This window comes from Cellulomonas sp. SG140 (assembly GCF_025770785.1).
Lineage (GTDB): Bacteria > Actinomycetota > Actinomycetes > Actinomycetales > Cellulomonadaceae > Cellulomonas.
Genome location: NZ_JANZLA010000006.1, coordinates 142826 through 157602, shown reverse-complemented (window position 1 = coordinate 157602; position 14777 = coordinate 142826). Strand labels below are relative to the sequence as shown.

At 73.8% G+C, this 14777-nt stretch carries 13 protein-coding genes; 11 read left to right on the top strand and 2 right to left on the bottom strand.

The genetic code is table 11. The annotated features are described in order from the left end of the window. Window positions 1-95 precede the first annotated feature (95 nt). The 4 genes from N0B34_RS12590 to greA all read left to right on the top strand — a co-directional run bounded on the left by N0B34_RS12590 (window position 96) and on the right by greA (window position 4125). On the top strand, window positions 96-1316 hold the full coding sequence (locus tag N0B34_RS12590) for a cystathionine gamma-synthase (RefSeq protein ID WP_412175753.1): 1221 nt from the start codon (window positions 96-98) through the stop codon (window positions 1314-1316). Then, window positions 1313-2515, top strand: a complete 1203-nt coding sequence (gene ilvA, locus N0B34_RS12585) for a threonine ammonia-lyase (RefSeq protein WP_263731743.1) — start codon at window positions 1313-1315, stop codon at window positions 2513-2515. The genes N0B34_RS12590 and ilvA overlap by 4 nt, the downstream gene beginning before the upstream one ends. Before the next feature lie 33 nt (window positions 2516-2548). Beyond that, window positions 2549-3388: a PhzF family phenazine biosynthesis protein gene (locus N0B34_RS12580; RefSeq protein ID WP_263731742.1), complete on the top strand. Its 840-nt coding sequence runs from the start codon at window positions 2549-2551 to the stop codon at window positions 3386-3388. A gap of 242 nt (window positions 3389-3630) precedes the next feature. Then, a complete protein-coding gene (gene greA / locus N0B34_RS12575) occupies window positions 3631-4125 on the top strand; it encodes a transcription elongation factor GreA (protein ID WP_412175742.1) in 495 nt (164 codons plus the stop codon). 53 nt (window positions 4126-4178) lie between these two features. Here greA and N0B34_RS12570 read toward each other — a convergent pair whose 3' ends face one another. Continuing rightward, window positions 4179-4586, bottom strand: coding sequence for a DUF4307 domain-containing protein (locus tag N0B34_RS12570; RefSeq protein WP_263731740.1), 408 nt, complete (start codon window positions 4584-4586; stop codon window positions 4179-4181). Window positions 4587-4792: 206 nt separating this feature from the next. Between N0B34_RS12570 and mca the strand changes: the two genes are divergently transcribed. The 3 genes from mca to N0B34_RS12555 are packed head-to-tail and all read left to right on the top strand — an operon-like array spanning window position 4793 to window position 6882. Continuing rightward, window positions 4793-5656: a mycothiol conjugate amidase Mca gene (mca, locus tag N0B34_RS12565; RefSeq protein ID WP_412175752.1), complete on the top strand. Its 864-nt coding sequence runs from the start codon at window positions 4793-4795 to the stop codon at window positions 5654-5656. Then, entirely contained in the window at window positions 5653-5994 is a 342-nt protein-coding gene (locus tag N0B34_RS12560) for a hypothetical protein (protein ID WP_263731738.1), read from the top strand. Before mca ends, N0B34_RS12560 begins: the two co-directional genes overlap by 4 nt. Window positions 5995-6054: 60 nt before the next feature. Beyond that, window positions 6055-6882, top strand: coding sequence for a carbon-nitrogen hydrolase family protein (locus tag N0B34_RS12555; RefSeq protein ID WP_263731737.1), 828 nt, complete (start codon window positions 6055-6057; stop codon window positions 6880-6882). Window positions 6883-6945: 63 nt separating this feature from the next. Here N0B34_RS12555 and trhA read toward each other — a convergent pair whose 3' ends face one another. Further along, a complete protein-coding gene (gene trhA / locus N0B34_RS12550; RefSeq protein WP_412175740.1) occupies window positions 6946-7689 on the bottom strand; it encodes a PAQR family membrane homeostasis protein TrhA in 744 nt (247 codons plus the stop codon). A gap of 179 nt (window positions 7690-7868) precedes the next feature. On the opposite strand from trhA, the gene N0B34_RS12545 reads away from it, so the two are divergent. The 4 genes from N0B34_RS12545 to N0B34_RS12530 all read left to right on the top strand — a co-directional run bounded on the left by N0B34_RS12545 (window position 7869) and on the right by N0B34_RS12530 (window position 14771). After that, window positions 7869-8630 (top strand): isoprenyl transferase, encoded by a 762-nt coding sequence (locus N0B34_RS12545; RefSeq protein WP_263731736.1) that lies wholly within the window; start codon window positions 7869-7871, stop codon window positions 8628-8630. 281 nt (window positions 8631-8911) lie between these two features. Continuing rightward, window positions 8912-10330, top strand: a complete 1419-nt coding sequence (locus N0B34_RS12540; protein ID WP_263731735.1) for a PhoH family protein — start codon at window positions 8912-8914, stop codon at window positions 10328-10330. A 251-nt stretch (window positions 10331-10581) separates the two neighbouring features. After that, the gene (locus N0B34_RS12535) at window positions 10582-14007 is read left to right on the top strand and encodes a S8 family serine peptidase (protein ID WP_263731734.1); all 3426 of its coding nucleotides are present in this window, start codon (window positions 10582-10584) and stop codon (window positions 14005-14007) included. A 146-nt stretch (window positions 14008-14153) separates the two neighbouring features. Beyond that, window positions 14154-14771 carry a PadR family transcriptional regulator gene (locus N0B34_RS12530; RefSeq protein ID WP_263731733.1) on the top strand — a complete coding sequence of 206 codons (618 nt, stop codon included), beginning with the start codon at window positions 14154-14156 and terminating at the stop codon, window positions 14769-14771. The last annotated feature ends 6 nt before the right edge of the window (window positions 14772-14777 follow it).

Here is a 14777-nt window from a genome sequence, read left to right as displayed (position 1 = left end):
TCAACCGGCCCCCGCACCCGGGTGTTCCGCGCGCTCGCACGGCGTCCGGCAGCCGGGCCGACGGTGCTGGGGCTGCGTCGGTCCGACGGCCTAGCCTGAGCCCCGTGACCGACGAGCAGACCCAGGGCTTCGCCACCCGCGCCATCCATGCGGGTCAGGAGGCCGACCCCGCCACCGGTGCGGTGGTCCCGCCCATCTACCAGGTGTCCACCTACAAGCAGGACGGCGTCGGCGGGCTGCGCGGCGGCTGGGAGTACTCCCGGTCCGGCAACCCGACGCGTGCGGCGCTCGAGGCGGCGCTCGCGGCCGTCGAGGGTGGCGCCGCCGGCTTCGCGTTCTCGTCGGGCCTCGCCGCGGAGGACACGCTGCTGCGCGCCGTGCTGCGTCCCGGCGACCACGTGATCGTCCCCAACGACGCCTACGGCGGCACGTACCGCCTGGTCGCGCGCGTGTTCGGGCCGTGGGGGATCGAGCACACGCCGGTCGACCTGTCGAACCCCGATGCCGTGCTCGACGCGATCCAGCCCGGCCGCACCAAGCTGGTGTGGGTCGAGACGCCGACCAACCCGCTGCTCGGCATCGCCGACATCGCCGCGATCGCGGCGCACGCACGAGCGGCCGGTGCGCTGCTGGCAGTGGACAACACGTTCGCGACGCCCTACCTGCAGCAGCCGATCGCACTGGGTGCGGACGTCGTCGTGCACTCGACCACCAAGTACATCGGCGGGCACTCGGACGTGGTGGGCGGTGCGCTGGTGGTGGCCGACGGTGCGCAGCTGCCGGTGGGCCTGGAGGGTCCGACGGGGACGACGAACGTGCGCGACGCCGTGGCGTTCCACCAGAACTCGTCCGGGGCGGTCGCCGGGCCGTTCGACGCGTGGCTGACGCTGCGCGGGCTGCGCACCCTGGCGGTGCGGATGGACCGGCACCTGGCCAACGCCGGCGCGGTGGCGGCGTTCCTGGAGCGACGAACCGGTGTCACGCAGGTGCTGTACCCCGGGTTGGAGAGCCACCCCGGGCACGAGGTCGCCGCCCGGCAGATGCGCGGGTTCGGCGGCATGGTGTCGTTCCGCACCGGCTCGGCCGACAGCGCCGTCGCGGTGTGCGGCGCCGCGCAGCTGTTCACGCTCGCCGAGTCGCTGGGCGGGGTCGAGTCGCTGGTCGAGCATCCGGCTCGGATGACGCACGGGTCGGTGGCGGGTACCGCGCTGGAGGTGCCCGACGACCTGGTCCGGCTGTCGGTCGGCATCGAGGACGTGGACGACCTGCTGGCGGACCTGGCGCAGGCGCTCGACGCTGCGGGCGTGGGGCGGTGATCGGGCCGGCCGACGTCCGCGCCGCCGCCCGGCTGCTCGAGGGGGTCGCCGACCGCACCCCGGTCCAGTACAGCCGCGCGCTGACGGCGATCGCAGGCACCGACGTCTGGCTCAAGTGCGAGAACCTGCAGCGCGCCGGCTCCTTCAAGATCCGCGGCGCGTACACCCGGATGTCGCGCCTGTCCGACGACGAGAAGGCCCGCGGTGTCGTCGCCGCCAGTGCCGGCAACCACGCCCAGGGCGTCGCACTCGCCGCCTCGCTGCTGGGGATCAAGGCGGTCGTCTTCATGCCCGTCGACGCGGCGCTGCCCAAGATCGCCGCGACCCGGCAGTACGGCGCGCACGTGGAGCTGGTCGGTGCGAGCGTCGACGAGGCGCTGACCCACGCGCACGCGCACGCCGACGCGACCGGAGCCGTGCTGATCCACCCGTTCGACCACCCGGACATCGACGCCGGTCAGGGCACCATCGGGCTCGAGATCCTCGAGCAGGTGCCGGACGTGCGGACCATCGTCGTGCCGGTCGGCGGCGGCGGCCTGGCCGCCGGCATCGCCGCTGCTCTCGACGAGCGGCCGGACGTGCACGTCATCGGTGTCCAGGCCGCTCGCGCCGCCGCCTACCCGGCGTCGCTCGCCGCGGGACACCCGGTCAAGGCGCCGGAGCTGCGCACGATGGCCGACGGCATCGCCATCGGGATGCCGGGCGCGGTCCCGTTCGAGGTGCTGTCCACCCACCACGTGCCCGTCCGCACCGTCTCGGAGGAGGACCTGTCGCGGGCCCTCCTACTGGTGGCGGAGCGCGCCAAGCTGATCGTCGAGCCGTCCGGTGCGGCGTCCGTGGCGGCCCTGATGGCGGCGGGTGGCGACTTCGCCGGGCGTGGGCCCGTGGTGGCCGTGCTCTCCGGCGGTAACATCGACCCGTTGGTGCTGATGCGGGTGGTCCGGCACGGCCTCGCCTCGGCAGGCCGCTTCCTGCAGCTGCGCATCCGCATCTCCGACACCCCCGGCGCGCTCGCGGGCGTGCTCCGTGACGTCGCGGCCCTGGGCGGCAACGTGATCGACGTCGCGCACGCGCGCACGGGCGGCGACCTCGCGTTCGACGAGGTCGCGATCGAGGTCCACGTCGAGACCAAGGGGCCCGAGCACTGCACCCAGCTGGTGCGCCGCCTGCGCGACACCGGCTACCGCCTGTCCGACTGACCCACCGGTTCACACCGCCGCGAGGAGACGCCCGTGCGCTTCAGCCAGGTCGACGTGTTCACCGACACCCTCACCCTCGGCAACCCGGTCGCGGTGGTGCACGACGCCGCCGGCCTGGACGAGTCCGCCATGCAGGCGTTCGCCCGGTGGACCAACCTGTCCGAGACGACGTTCCTGCTCCCGCCCACCCAGGCCGGTGCCGACTACCGCCTGCGCGTCTTCACCCCCGGTGGTGAGCTGCCGTTCGCCGGACACCCGACCCTCGGTTCCGCCCGGGCGTGGCTCGCGGCCGGTGGCGTCCCCGCGACCCCCGGCACGGTGGTGCAGGAGTGCGCGGTGGGACTCGTGCTGATCCGGCTCGACGAGACGGTGCCGGGCCGGGCGGCGTTCGCGGCACCGCCGCTGCGGCGCAGCGGACCGGTGGACGACGCGACCCGTGAGCGGCTGACCAGGGCGGTCGGCGTCCCGGCGGACCGGGTGCGGGCCGCGCAGTGGGTGGACAACGGTCCGGGCTGGGCGGCGCTGCTGCTGACCACCGCGCAGGACGTGCTCGACGCCCGGGCGGACCGGGACCTGATCGGTGACCAGGCGGTCGGCCTGGTCGCCCCGCACCCTGCCGGTGGACCGGCGGACGTCGAGGTCCGCGCCTTCCATCCCGGCGTCGGCGTGCAGGAGGACCCGGTGACCGGCAGCCTCGCCGCCGGGCTCGGGCAGTGGCTCACGTCGGCCGGGCTGGTCCCAGCGCGTTTCACCATCCGGCAGGGGACGGTGCTCGGCCGGCGCGGGCTGGTCCGGGTCGAGCGGGACGGCGAGCAGGTGTGGGTGGGCGGCGACACTGTGCTCGGCGTCCATGGCACGGTCGCTCTCGACTGAACCGGCTCGGAACCGGCTCACCGGGCCCTTCCGGGTTCGCCGGGTAGGATGGCCGTTTACGCCGACCCCGCGAGGGGACCGGCGGCCCGTCGCACACCGGCTCCGGGTCGTCGTCGTCCGCCGATCGCCGGGGCGGCACCCCGACCGTCGCGTCCGTCGTCGCGCCGTGCCCGAGCAGGTGTCAGCGGGGTCACCACCCCGCTCGCCGACCGGTACGCCCGACGAGGACGCACGTGAACTGCATGGAAGGAGCGATCGTGACCGAGACGACCGAGGCCACGTGGCTGACGCAGGAGGCCTACGACCGGCTCACGGCCGAGCTCGCCCACCTCGAGGGCGAGGGGCGCCGCGACATCGTCGACAAGATCGCCAAGGCGCGCGACGAGGGCGACCTCAAGGAGAACGGCGGCTACCACGCCGCGCGTGAGGAGCAGGCCAAGCAGGAGGCTCGCATCCGCGAGCTGAAGGCGAAGCTGGCCAACGTGCACATCGGCACGCCGGCGGACGACGGCGTGGTGGAGCCCGGGATGCTGGTGACGGCCAGTGTCGCCGGCGACGAGATGACCTTCCTGCTCGGCTCCCGCGAGATCGCCGGCAGCGCGGACATCGACGTCTTCTCGCCGACGTCACCTCTGGGTGCCGCGATCAACGGCCGCAAGGTGGGCGACACCACGTCCTACACCGCACCGAACGGCCGCGACATCAACGTGGAGATCGTCGCGGCGCGTCCGTTCTGACGTCCGGGACCGGTGTCCCGCGGAGCCCCTGCAGGCTCCTCCCGGGGAAGCTGTCAGGACGTCACGACGTCGCACCCGGTGACCGTGCCGCTGACCGCCGCCTCGGCGGTCGGCACGGTCACCGTGACGCGCACTGTCCGCGCGCTGGCCGGTCCCACCGTCACGTCCTTCACGCCGACGTGCCCGAACGACTTCGACAGCCCCACCACGCGGCAGCTGACGGTGGCCGTGGGGGCCTTGGTGACGTCGAACGTCACCGCTATCGACGAGGCGCCGTCCACGTGGAACCCCACGTCACGCCACTGCACGGGGTCGCGGAACACGCCCCAGCCGAGCCACGCGAGGACGCCGAGGGTCGCCACGAGGAGCGCCGCGAGGCCGATGCGTGCCCACAGGCGTCGGCCCGTGGTCGGCTCGGGGCCGTAGCGGCCCGCCGGCGGGCGGGTCGGGACCGTGGTCACGGGGCGGCTCCTGCGGTGGTCGGGGTGCTGTGCGCCGTCGTTCCGGACGACGGTCGGCGGGTGGCGGGGCGACGTGCGCGATCATTGTCACTCGTCGGGCTCGGCCCGGCGGCGTCCGCGGCAGCAGGGACGCAGCGCCCCGGGCTCCCGGGACGCGGTACGCAGCGAGCAGGGGAGGTCCGGTGGCCGACGAGCGACTGCGGCTGATGGCGGTGCACGCGCACCCCGACGACGAGTCCAGCAAGGGCGCCGCGACGCTGGCGCGCTACGTGGACGAGGGCGTGGACGTGCTCGTCGTCAGCTGCACGGGCGGCGAGCGCGGCGACGTGCTGAACCCCCGCTACGGCCGCGAGATCACCGATCTCGACGAGATGCGCGCGGTGCGCCGCGAGGAGATGGCCGCCGCGGCGGCCGCGCTCGGCATCCGGCAGACGTGGCTCGGCTTCGTCGACTCCGGTCTGCCGGAGGGCGACCCGCTGCCGCCGCTGCCGGAGGGCTGCTTCGCGCTGCAGCCGCTCGAGGTCGCCGCGGCACCGCTGGTCGCCCTGGTGCGCGAGTTCCGGCCGCACGTGATGACCACGTACGACGAGACCGGCGGCTACCCCCACCCGGACCACGTGATGTGCCACCGGGTCAGCGTGGAGGCGTTCGCGGCCGCCGCCGACCCAGAGCGCTACCGCGGCACCGGCCTGCCGTGGGCGCCGCTGAAGCTCTACTACGACCACGGCTTCTCGCTGTCCCGAATGCGGGCCGTGCACGACGCGCTGACGGCCGAGGGGCTGTCCAGCCCCTTCGGTGACTGGATCGACTCCCGTGCGGCACGCGAGATCCCGGAGCGGCCCGTGACCACCCGCATCGCCTGCGCCGACTGGTTCGACCGCCGCGACGCGGCCTTGCGCGCGCACGCGACTCAGATCGACCCCGAGGGGTGGTTCTTCGCCGCCCCCCGCGACCTGGAGCGCCGCGTGTGGCCCTGGGAGGAGTTCGAGCTCGCCGAGACGCGCGTCCCGGTCGAGCTGCCCGAGGACGACCTGTTCGCGGGCGTGCGAGGGATGGTGGAGGGCCGATGAGCGCGGTGACGGGACTGGCGGTGTGGGTGGTGGCCGCCGCGACGCCGGCGCCCGGACCGGTCGGCAACCTGGACGACAACCCGGTGGGCGGCGGCACACCGGGGCTGGCGGGGTTCCTGTTCACCTTCGCGCTCGCGGTGGTGGTGATCGGCCTGGCGATCTCGTTGGTGCGCGGCATGCGGCGGATGGAGCGCAACAGCACCCGCCTCGATGCGCCGGGCACGACGCCCGTCCCCGGTGGCCCGCCGGCCGCGCCGGTCGCCGAGCCGACGGAGCACCGCACCGACGCGCCGAGCGCCGGACCGACCGGCCACGGCACCCCGCCGCGCGCCGGCTGACGCAACCGTCGCGTACCGCACCCCTCAGCACGCACGGCCCACCCCGCACAGGAGGTTCGCATGGCCGACCGTCCCGTCCCGCCGGAGCGTCCCGCGGTGCGGGTGACGCTCGGTCAGCTGAGCACCGGAACCGACCGGGCGGCGAACCGCGAGGCGGTCCGCGACGCGTTCCGCACGGCCTCCTACGCCCGGGCCGACGTGCTGGTGCTGCCTGAGTACACCAGCGCGTTCGACCCTCGAGCGGTGGCCGTCGACCTCGCCGAGCCGCTCGACGGACCGTTCGTCACCCTGCTGCGCGAGCAGGCGGCGCGGACCGGTGTCGCCGTGATCGCCGGGAGCCTGCTGCCGGCGGCCGACCCGAGGCGCGCCGTCAACGCGGTGGTCGCCGTGGACGGTGCGGGCGAGCTGGTCGGCGCGTACCGGAAGGTGCACCTGTACGACGCGTTCGGCGCGCGGGAGTCCGACGTGCTGGAGGCCGGTCCGGCCGGTGCGACGCCCCTGGTGCTGCCGCTGCACGGGCTTCGGTTCGGGGTGCTGACCTGCTACGACCTGCGGTTCCCCGAGTCGGCCCGGCGGTTGGTGGACGCGGGGGCGAACGTGCTCGTGGTGCCCGCGGCATGGGCCGACGGGGCGCTCAAGGCGATGCACTGGCGCGCGCTGGCGATCGCCCGGGCGATCGAGAACACCTGCGCGGTGGTGGCGGTGGGCCAGGCCGGCAGGGGTGTGGTCGGCCGGTCGATCGTCGTCGGCCCGGACGGTGTGGTGGGCCTGGAGATGGACGAGCAGCCGGCAATGCGCACCGTGGACCTCGACGCCGACCGGCTAGACCAGGTGCGCGCCGCGAACCCGTCGCTGGCCAACCGCCGGTACGCCGTCGTCCCGCGCTGACCCGCGCCTGACCCACGCTCGTCGCGCCGGCCCCCTGCTCCGGCGCGGCGCCCCGGCCGCCGCTCAGCGCAGCCGGTAGGTGGCGATCGACACGGCCGCGTAGTGGCAGGCGAACGCCAGCACCGTCAGCGTGTGGAACACCTCGTGGAACCCGAACCAGCGGGGGCTCGGGTTCGGTCGCTTGATCCCGTAGACGATCCCCCCGACCGTGTACGCGACCCCGCCGGCGATCACCAGCCACGCGACGGCGGCACCGCCGGTGCGCCCGAACGACGGGATGAACCCGACGGCCACCCAGCCGAGCGCCAGGTAGATGGGCACGTAGACCCACCGCGGTGCGCCCAGCCAGAACACCCGACCGAGCACGCCGATCAGCGCCCCGATCCAGACGACCAGCAGCAGGGTCCGTGCCGTCCGGGCGTCCAGCAGCAGGACGGCCAGCGGCGTGTAGGTGCCGGCGATGATCAGGAAGATGTTGGTGTGGTCCAGCCGCCGCAGCACCGCGGCCGTCCGGGGTGACCAGTGGCCGCGGTGGTACACCGCGCTGGTGCCGAACAGCAGCACGGCCGACACGCCGAAGACGGTGTTCGACCACCGCGCGGCGGCGGTCGGCGACAGGGCGACGAGCACGATCGCCGCCGCCAGCACCAGCGGTGCGACCCCGGCGTGGATCCATCCGCGCAGTCGCGGCTTGACCTGGTGCGCCACCGTCTGACCCACCCGGGACAGCCCCTCGGCCACCTGGTGCGCGGCCTGCGACGGGTCCGGCACACCGTGGCCCGTGGAGGGGACCTGGCTCGAGCTCACGGCGTCTCCTCGGCTGGCTGACAGAAACCTACGACACCGTAGGTTACGTGGACGTAGGTCGGGGTGTCGACGCCGGAGGTCCTGCGTCAGCGGCCCGCGCGAGGGCGGCGGAGTACCGTGATCCCGTGCCGAGCGGGGGTGCTCCTCCGCCACCACCCCGACCCGGAGGAGTCGTCGGCGTGCGTCTGCCACACCCGCTCTACGGGCTCTACGAGCGCCGCCTGGCCGCGAGCCTGCCGCGGGACCGTGTGCCCCGGCACGTCGGTGTGATCCTCGACGGCAACCGTCGCTGGGCCCGCAGCATCGGGCTGTCCTCGGCGACCGGCCACCGCGCCGGTGCGGACAAGATCGCCGAGCTGCTCGAGTGGAGCGAGGACGTCGGCGTCGAGGTGGTCACCCTCTGGATGCTGTCCACGGACAACCTGTCCCGGGACCCGGAGGAGCTGGGGTCGCTCCTGGAGATCATCGAGGACGCGGTGCGCAACCTCGCGGCGACCAGGCGCTGGCGCCTGCAGGCGATGGGTGCCCTGGACCTGCTGCCGGAGCGGACCGCCCGGGCGCTCAAGGACGCCGAGACCGCCACCGAGGGCGTCGTCGGACTGCACGTCAACGTCGCGGTGGGGTACGGCGGGCGGCACGAGATCGCGGACGCCGTCCGGTCGTACCTGCGGGAGAACGCCGCCAAGGGCGCGAGCCTGGACGACCTGGCCGCTGACTTCGACGTGCAGCACATCGCCGCGCACCTGTACACGAAGGGTCAACCGGACCCGGAGCTCGTCATCCGTACCTCCGGCGAGCAGCGGCTGGGCGGGTTCCTGCTGTGGCAGAGCGCGCACTCCGAGTTCTACTTCTGCGAGGCGTACTGGCCGAGCTTCCGCAAGGTCGACTTCCTGCGCGCGGTGCGCTCGTACGTGGCGCGCGAGCGCCGGCTGGGCCTGTAGGAGACGCACGACGACGTCCGTGTGACGGCCAGGTGAACTCTTCGTCGTCGAGCGGATGATCCGCCGGAACGGGGCGTGTCGTGGTGCGGAGCGCGCCGCGCACGGACTTAGCGTCGGCTCAGTGGACGGCTCCCGCCGTCCCCGGGAGGCCAGCCCATGGAGCATCCGCTCCGCGGAGGAGGGCCGGTCCGGCCCTTCGTCGGGCCGGCCGACCGCACCCCGTCGCCGCTCGTCGGCGGTCCCTGCGGGGACGTCGGCGTGAGGTGCCCGACACGGCGCTGATGCGCCGGAGGGAGCCTGCCGTGGTCAGCACTGCGCAGAACGGATCGACCTCCGCTCGCACGAGCACGACGTCGGGCACGACCGGAGGGGACGGACGCCGCACGCACGTGCTGGACACCTCGGTCCTGCTCTCGGACCCCAAGGCGATCGCGCGCTTCGCCGAGCACGACGTGGTGCTGCCCGTCGTCGTCATCACCGAGCTCGAGGCCAAGCGACACCACGCCGAGCTCGGCTACTTCGCCCGCAGCGCCCTGCGTGCGCTCGACGACCTGCGCATCACCTACGGCCGCCTCGACGCGCCCGTACCGGTGAACGACGCGGGCGGCACGTTGCGGGTCGAGCTGAACCACATCGACCCGACGGTGCTGCCGGCCGGGTTCCGGCTCGGTGACAACGACACGCGCATCCTCGCGGTGGCCGCCAACCTCGCGGCCGAGGGCTGTGACGTCACGGTCGTCTCGAAGGACCTGCCGATGCGGGTCAAGGCGTCGGCGATGGGGCTGCGGGCGGAGGAGTACCGGCACGAGCTCGCGGTGGACTCCGGCTGGACCGGGATGGACGCCCTGGACCTGTCCGAGGAGCAGATGTCGCGGCTGTGGGAGGACGAGAGCCTGGCGCTGGCCGACATCGACCTGACGTACGGGCTCGCTCCCGGTGACGGCCCCCGCGACCTGCCCTGCCACACCGGCCTGGTGCTGCACAGCCCCCGCGGCTCGGCGCTCGGGCGCGTGACGGCCGACAAGCACGTGCAGCTGGTGCGCGGCGACCAGGACGTGTTCGGGGTGCACGGCCGCAGCGCCGAGCAGCGGATCGCCATCGACCTGCTGCTCGACGAGGAGATCGGCATCGTGTCCCTCGGCGGTCGGGCCGGCACCGGCAAGTCTGCGCTGGCGCTGTGCGCCGGCCTCGAGGCGGTGCTGGAGCGACGGCAGCACCGCAAGGTGATGGTGTTCCGGCCGCTGTACGCCGTCGGTGGGCAGGAGCTCGGCTACCTGCCGGGCAACGAGGCCGAGAAGATGAACCCCTGGGCGCAGGCGGTGTTCGACACGCTCGGGGCCCTGGTCAGCAAGGAGGTGGTCGAGGAGGTGCTCGACCGCGACCTGCTCGAGGTGCTGCCCCTGACCCACATCCGCGGCCGCTCGCTGCACGACGCCTTCGTGATCGTCGACGAGGCTCAGTCCCTCGAGCGCAACGTGCTGCTGACCGTCCTGTCCCGGATCGGGCAGAGCTCCCGAGTGGTGCTCACCCACGACGTCGCGCAGCGGGACAACCTGCGGGTCGGACGGCACGACGGCGTGGCCGCCGTGATCGAGGCGCTCAAGGGCCACCCGCTGTTCGCGCACGTGACGCTGACCCGGTCGGAGCGGTCGCCCGTCGCGGCCCTCGTCACCGAGATGCTCGAGGGCATCGAGGCGTAGCGCGGTACCGAAGGGCCGCGGAGGGCGGGGGCCGTGGGGTCCCCGCCCTCCGGCGTCTCCCCGCCAACCGTCCTCGCCCCGTTGTCACAGGCCTCGTAACAAACGGGGTCAGCGTGTGCTCACCGCACACGGGCGCGCGAGTGTGCGCCCGACGATCCGCCCTGGTCAACCCCTGGTCAGCGCGGCCCCGCACCCGTTACGGTTCCCGCCAACTTGTGTAACACCTGTGGTGACTGACAGAGGGGGCGTCGATGACTCGACGGTCGGGGACCCGAATGTGGGCAGTGGCGGTGGGGGCTGCGGTCGCGACCGCGCTCGGCACGATCCCGGCGCAGGCGGCGCCACCGGACCCGGGTCCGACCGGCCGCTTCACGGCGGCGGCGGTGACTCCCTCGTCGGCGCCCATCGACACCCCGAAGGCGAGCCGCGCGCGGCTGGCGCAGAGCGATCCCGCTCTGCTCGCCCGGACGGACACCGCACCGACGACGATCATGGTCAAGCTCGACTACGACGCGGCGGCCGCCTACTCCGGCGACGTGGCGGGCTTCGCGGCGACCAGCCCCGAGGTGACCGGCAAGGCGCTGCGCACGGGCGACTCGAACGTCTCGTCGTACCTGCGCCTGCTGGGCGGCAAGGCGGACAAGGCGTCGGCCGCCGTGCGCGCCGCCGTGCCGTCCGCGACGGTCCGCGGCACCTACAACCTCGCGTACGGCGGTCTGGCGGTGACGCTCCCGGCGAACCGTGCCAAGGATCTGCTCAAGGTGCCCGGCGTGGTCGCGGTGCAGCAGGACGCGCTCGAGCACGTGCAGACGGAGCTGGGCTCCGGGGTCTCGACGACGGCGCTCGCGGGCACCACCGCTGCCCCGACCGCAGGTGCGCTCGAGAACGGCACCACGGCATTCGTCGGCGCGGAGAAGGTGTGGCCGTCGCTCGGCGGCCGTGACCACGCCGGCCAGGGTGTGATCGTCGGCGTGCTGGACACCGGCATCTGGCCCGAGCACCCGATGCTGACCGACGTGGGCCTGCCCAAGCCGGCCGGCGGCCCGTGGGCGTGCCAGTTCGGCGACGGCAGCGACCCGGCGCTCGGTGCGGCGTTCACCTGCAACGACAAGCTGATCGGCGCCTACGCCTTCCTCGACACCGCCCGAGCCCAGGGCGCGATCGGCAAGGACGAGTACTGCTCGGCGACTGCGTGCTCCGTGCGCGACGCCGACGGGCACGGCACGCACACGGCCACGACTGCGGCGGGCAGCTACGTCGCCAGCGCACCGCTGCTCGGCACGGACCGCGGTCCGGTCGCCGGCATGGCGCCGGGCGCCTCGGTGATCGCCTACAAGGTGTGCGCCGTGGCGGGCTGCTACCAGTCCGACTCGGTGGCGGCCGTGCAGCAGGCGATCCTCGACGGGGTCGACGTGATCAACTACTCGATCTCCGGCGGCACCTCGGCGTACACCGACCCGGTGGAGCTGGCGTTCCTGGACGCCTACGAGGCCGGCATCAGCGTCAACGCGTCCGCCGGGAACGACGGGCCCACCGCGGGCACGGCGAACCACGCCGGGCCGTGGGTGACCACCGTCGGCGCGTCCACGTCGGACCGGGCCTTCGCGTCCGTGCTGCACCTGACCGCAGCCGACGGCGCCACCTACACCAAGCAGGGCGCCACGCTGACCACCGGCGTCACCGACGCCCCCGTGGTGCTCGCCGCCGACGTGCCGGGCTACACCGGCGGCCAGTACTGCCTGAAGCCGTTCGCCGCCGGGTCGCTGACCGGCAAGGTGGTGGTCTGCGAACGCGGTGGCGGTGGCGGGGGGCGCGTCGAGAAGGGGTACTTCGCCAGCCAGGGCGGTGCGGCGGGCATGGTGCTCTACAACCCCACGCCGTCGGACACCGAGACGGACAACCACTTCCTGCCGGCCATCCACCTCGAGGGTCCGAACGACGAGCTGCTCGCGTTCCTCGCGGCGCACACCGGCGTGACGGCCACCTGGGCGACCGGGGCGCTGACGCCCGCCACCGGCGACGTGATGGCCGGGTTCAGCTCCCGCGGACCGGTGGGTGACTTCCTCAAGCCGGACATCACCGCGCCCGGGGTGCAGGTGCTGGCGGGCAACACCCCGACCCCGGTGGACATCCCGGCCGGGCCGAAGGGCCAGCTGTACCAGGCCATCGCGGGCACCTCGATGTCGAGCCCGCACGCCACCGGCATCTCGGCGCTGGTCCGTGCGGCGCACCCGGACTGGACGCCGGGACAGGTGAAGTCCGCGCTGATGACGTCCTCGCTGCAGTCCGTGGTGAACGCCGACGGCGGCCCCGCGGGGGTGTTCGACCGCGGCGCCGGCTCCATCCGGGCCGACCGGGCGGTGCAGCCGACGCTGACGTTCGACGTCTCGGCGAAGGACATGGCGGCCAGCGCCACCGACCCGCTGCACCGGGTGGACCTGGACCTGCCGAGCATCGCGGTGAACCCGCTGCCGGGCGCGCTGCTGACCACGCGCACGGCGAAGAACGTCTCGGGGCGCACCCTGGCGTTCTCGGCGGCGGCGACCGGTGCGGACGGGCTGAAGGTGACCGTTCAGCCGGCGCGGTTCACGCTGCGGCCGGGCCAGACGCAGAGGCTGCGGATCCTGGTGGACGGCACCGCGACCGCGCACGGGTGGCACAGCGGCCAGATCACGCTGACCAGCGGCGGTGCGGTTCCGGTGGTGCTGCCGGTGGTGGTGAACACCGGTGACGCGGCGGTGCACCTGACGCAGACGTGCGACCCGACCACGCTGGCGCGGGGCGCCAGCACCGACTGCACCGTGACGGCGACGAACTTCGCCGCCGTGGCCGCACCGACCACGGTCGAGGTCTCCTCGACACCCGGTCTGCCGATCACCTCGGTGGCGGCGCCCGGGACGGCCACGCGGTCGGGCCTGCGCTGGACGGGCACGCTGAGCCCGGCACTGCCGCCGACGATCACGTCCATCACCCCCGGCGCCAGCCCCGCAGGCGGCTACCTGCCGCTGTCGTCCTTCGGCATCCCGGCGGCGACCGGGTTCGGTGACGAGACGATCACCAACTACGACGTGCCGGCGTTCCAGTACGGCGGGGAGACGTACACGCGGATCGGCATCGACTCCAACGGGTACGTGGTCGTCGGCGGCGGCACCGCCGAGGACAACGACTGCTGCAACACGCAGACGTTCCCCGATCCGACCAGGCCGAACAACGTGCTGGCCCCGTACTGGACGGACCTGTCGCTCGACCCGGCAAGCGGCGGCGGCGCGATCCGCGTGGGCACCCTGTCCGACGGGACGAACCACTGGCTCGTCGTCGACTACGACCAGGTGCAGGCCTGGGGCCACGGTCCGGCCAGCTCGTTCGAGGTCTGGATCCAGACGGGTACCACCGAGGGTCAGTGGTTCTCCTACGGCACCCTCGGCGGGTCCGCCGGTGCGCCCCTGTCGTCCGGCGCGGAGAACCGCGACGGCACCAGCGGCGTGAACATCACCGCGGCCTCCGGGACGGAGTGGGCGATCACCACCGCCCCGCCGACCCCCGGTGGGTCCGTCAGCCTGGGCTACCGGGCCACCGCGCGACAGCCGGGGACCCAGACGCTCACGGCCAGGCTGTCCTCCCCGATCATCCGGGCTACCCCCGTGGTGCAGACGGCGGTCACCGTCACCAGGCGGTAGTCGCGGCGGAGGACGGCCGCACGAAGACGGGCGGTGCCGGGGGAGGGCCCGGCACCGCCCGTCTGCTCGTGCGCTTGCCGGGCGCAACGGTGGGCTCTATGGTTTCCCCGGACTATTCCGCAGGGAACATACCGAGGGGAGCACCGATGCCGCAGCTGTCGGTCGTCGCGGTCATGACGCTCGCGCTGCTCCACGAGGAGCCGATGCACCCGTACGAGGTGTTCCGCACGCTCGAGCAGCGCGCCGAGACCCGGCTCACGCGGGTGACCGTCGGCGCCGTCTACCACGCGGTGGAACGTCTGGTCGCGGATGGCCTCGCCGAGGCGGTGGGGACCGAGCGGCAGGGTCGGCGCCCCGAGCGGACGACCTACCGCGCCACGGACGCGGGCACCGCGGCGCTGATCCCGCGGCTCACCGGCCTGCTGGCGGACGACGAGCGGACGTACCCGCCGTTCGCCGTCGGTCTCGCGGAGGCGCCGCACCTGCCACGGGACCAGGCCCTCGCCGCGCTCGCGGCCCGGCGGGAGCGGCTCGCCGCCGCCCACGCGTCCGCCACGTCGACGCTCACCCACCTGCGCACGGAGCGTGAGCTGCCGCTGCGGTTCGTCCTTGACGTCGACCACGAGCGGGCGATGCTCGCCGCGGAGATCGCCTGGCTCGACGACGTCGTCGCTCGTCTGGAAGCCGATCCCGAACCCTGGGAGTCGGACCTCTACCTGGCCCGCACCGGCTCTGTCGGTGGCGTGCCGCATGCTGCTCCCTAGCCCCAG

What these genes read in the sequence shown, in the direction of transcription:
- N0B34_RS12560 (WP_263731738.1), top strand. Translation starts at nt 5,653, where the DNA reads ATGAGCGCGGTGACGGGACTGGCGGTGTGGGTGGTGGCCGCCGCGACG.
- mca (WP_412175752.1), top strand. Translation starts at nt 4,793, where the DNA reads ATGGCGGTGCACGCGCACCCCGACGACGAGTCCAGCAAGGGCGCCGCG.
- N0B34_RS12555 (WP_263731737.1), top strand. Translation starts at nt 6,055, where the DNA reads ATGGCCGACCGTCCCGTCCCGCCGGAGCGTCCCGCGGTGCGGGTGACG.
- N0B34_RS12540 (WP_263731735.1), top strand. Translation starts at nt 8,912, where the DNA reads ATGCGCCGGAGGGAGCCTGCCGTGGTCAGCACTGCGCAGAACGGATCG.
- N0B34_RS12530 (WP_263731733.1), top strand. Translation starts at nt 14,154, where the DNA reads ATGCCGCAGCTGTCGGTCGTCGCGGTCATGACGCTCGCGCTGCTCCAC.
- greA (WP_412175742.1), top strand. Translation starts at nt 3,631, where the DNA reads ATGGAAGGAGCGATCGTGACCGAGACGACCGAGGCCACGTGGCTGACG.
- N0B34_RS12535 (WP_263731734.1), top strand. Translation starts at nt 10,582, where the DNA reads ATGACTCGACGGTCGGGGACCCGAATGTGGGCAGTGGCGGTGGGGGCT.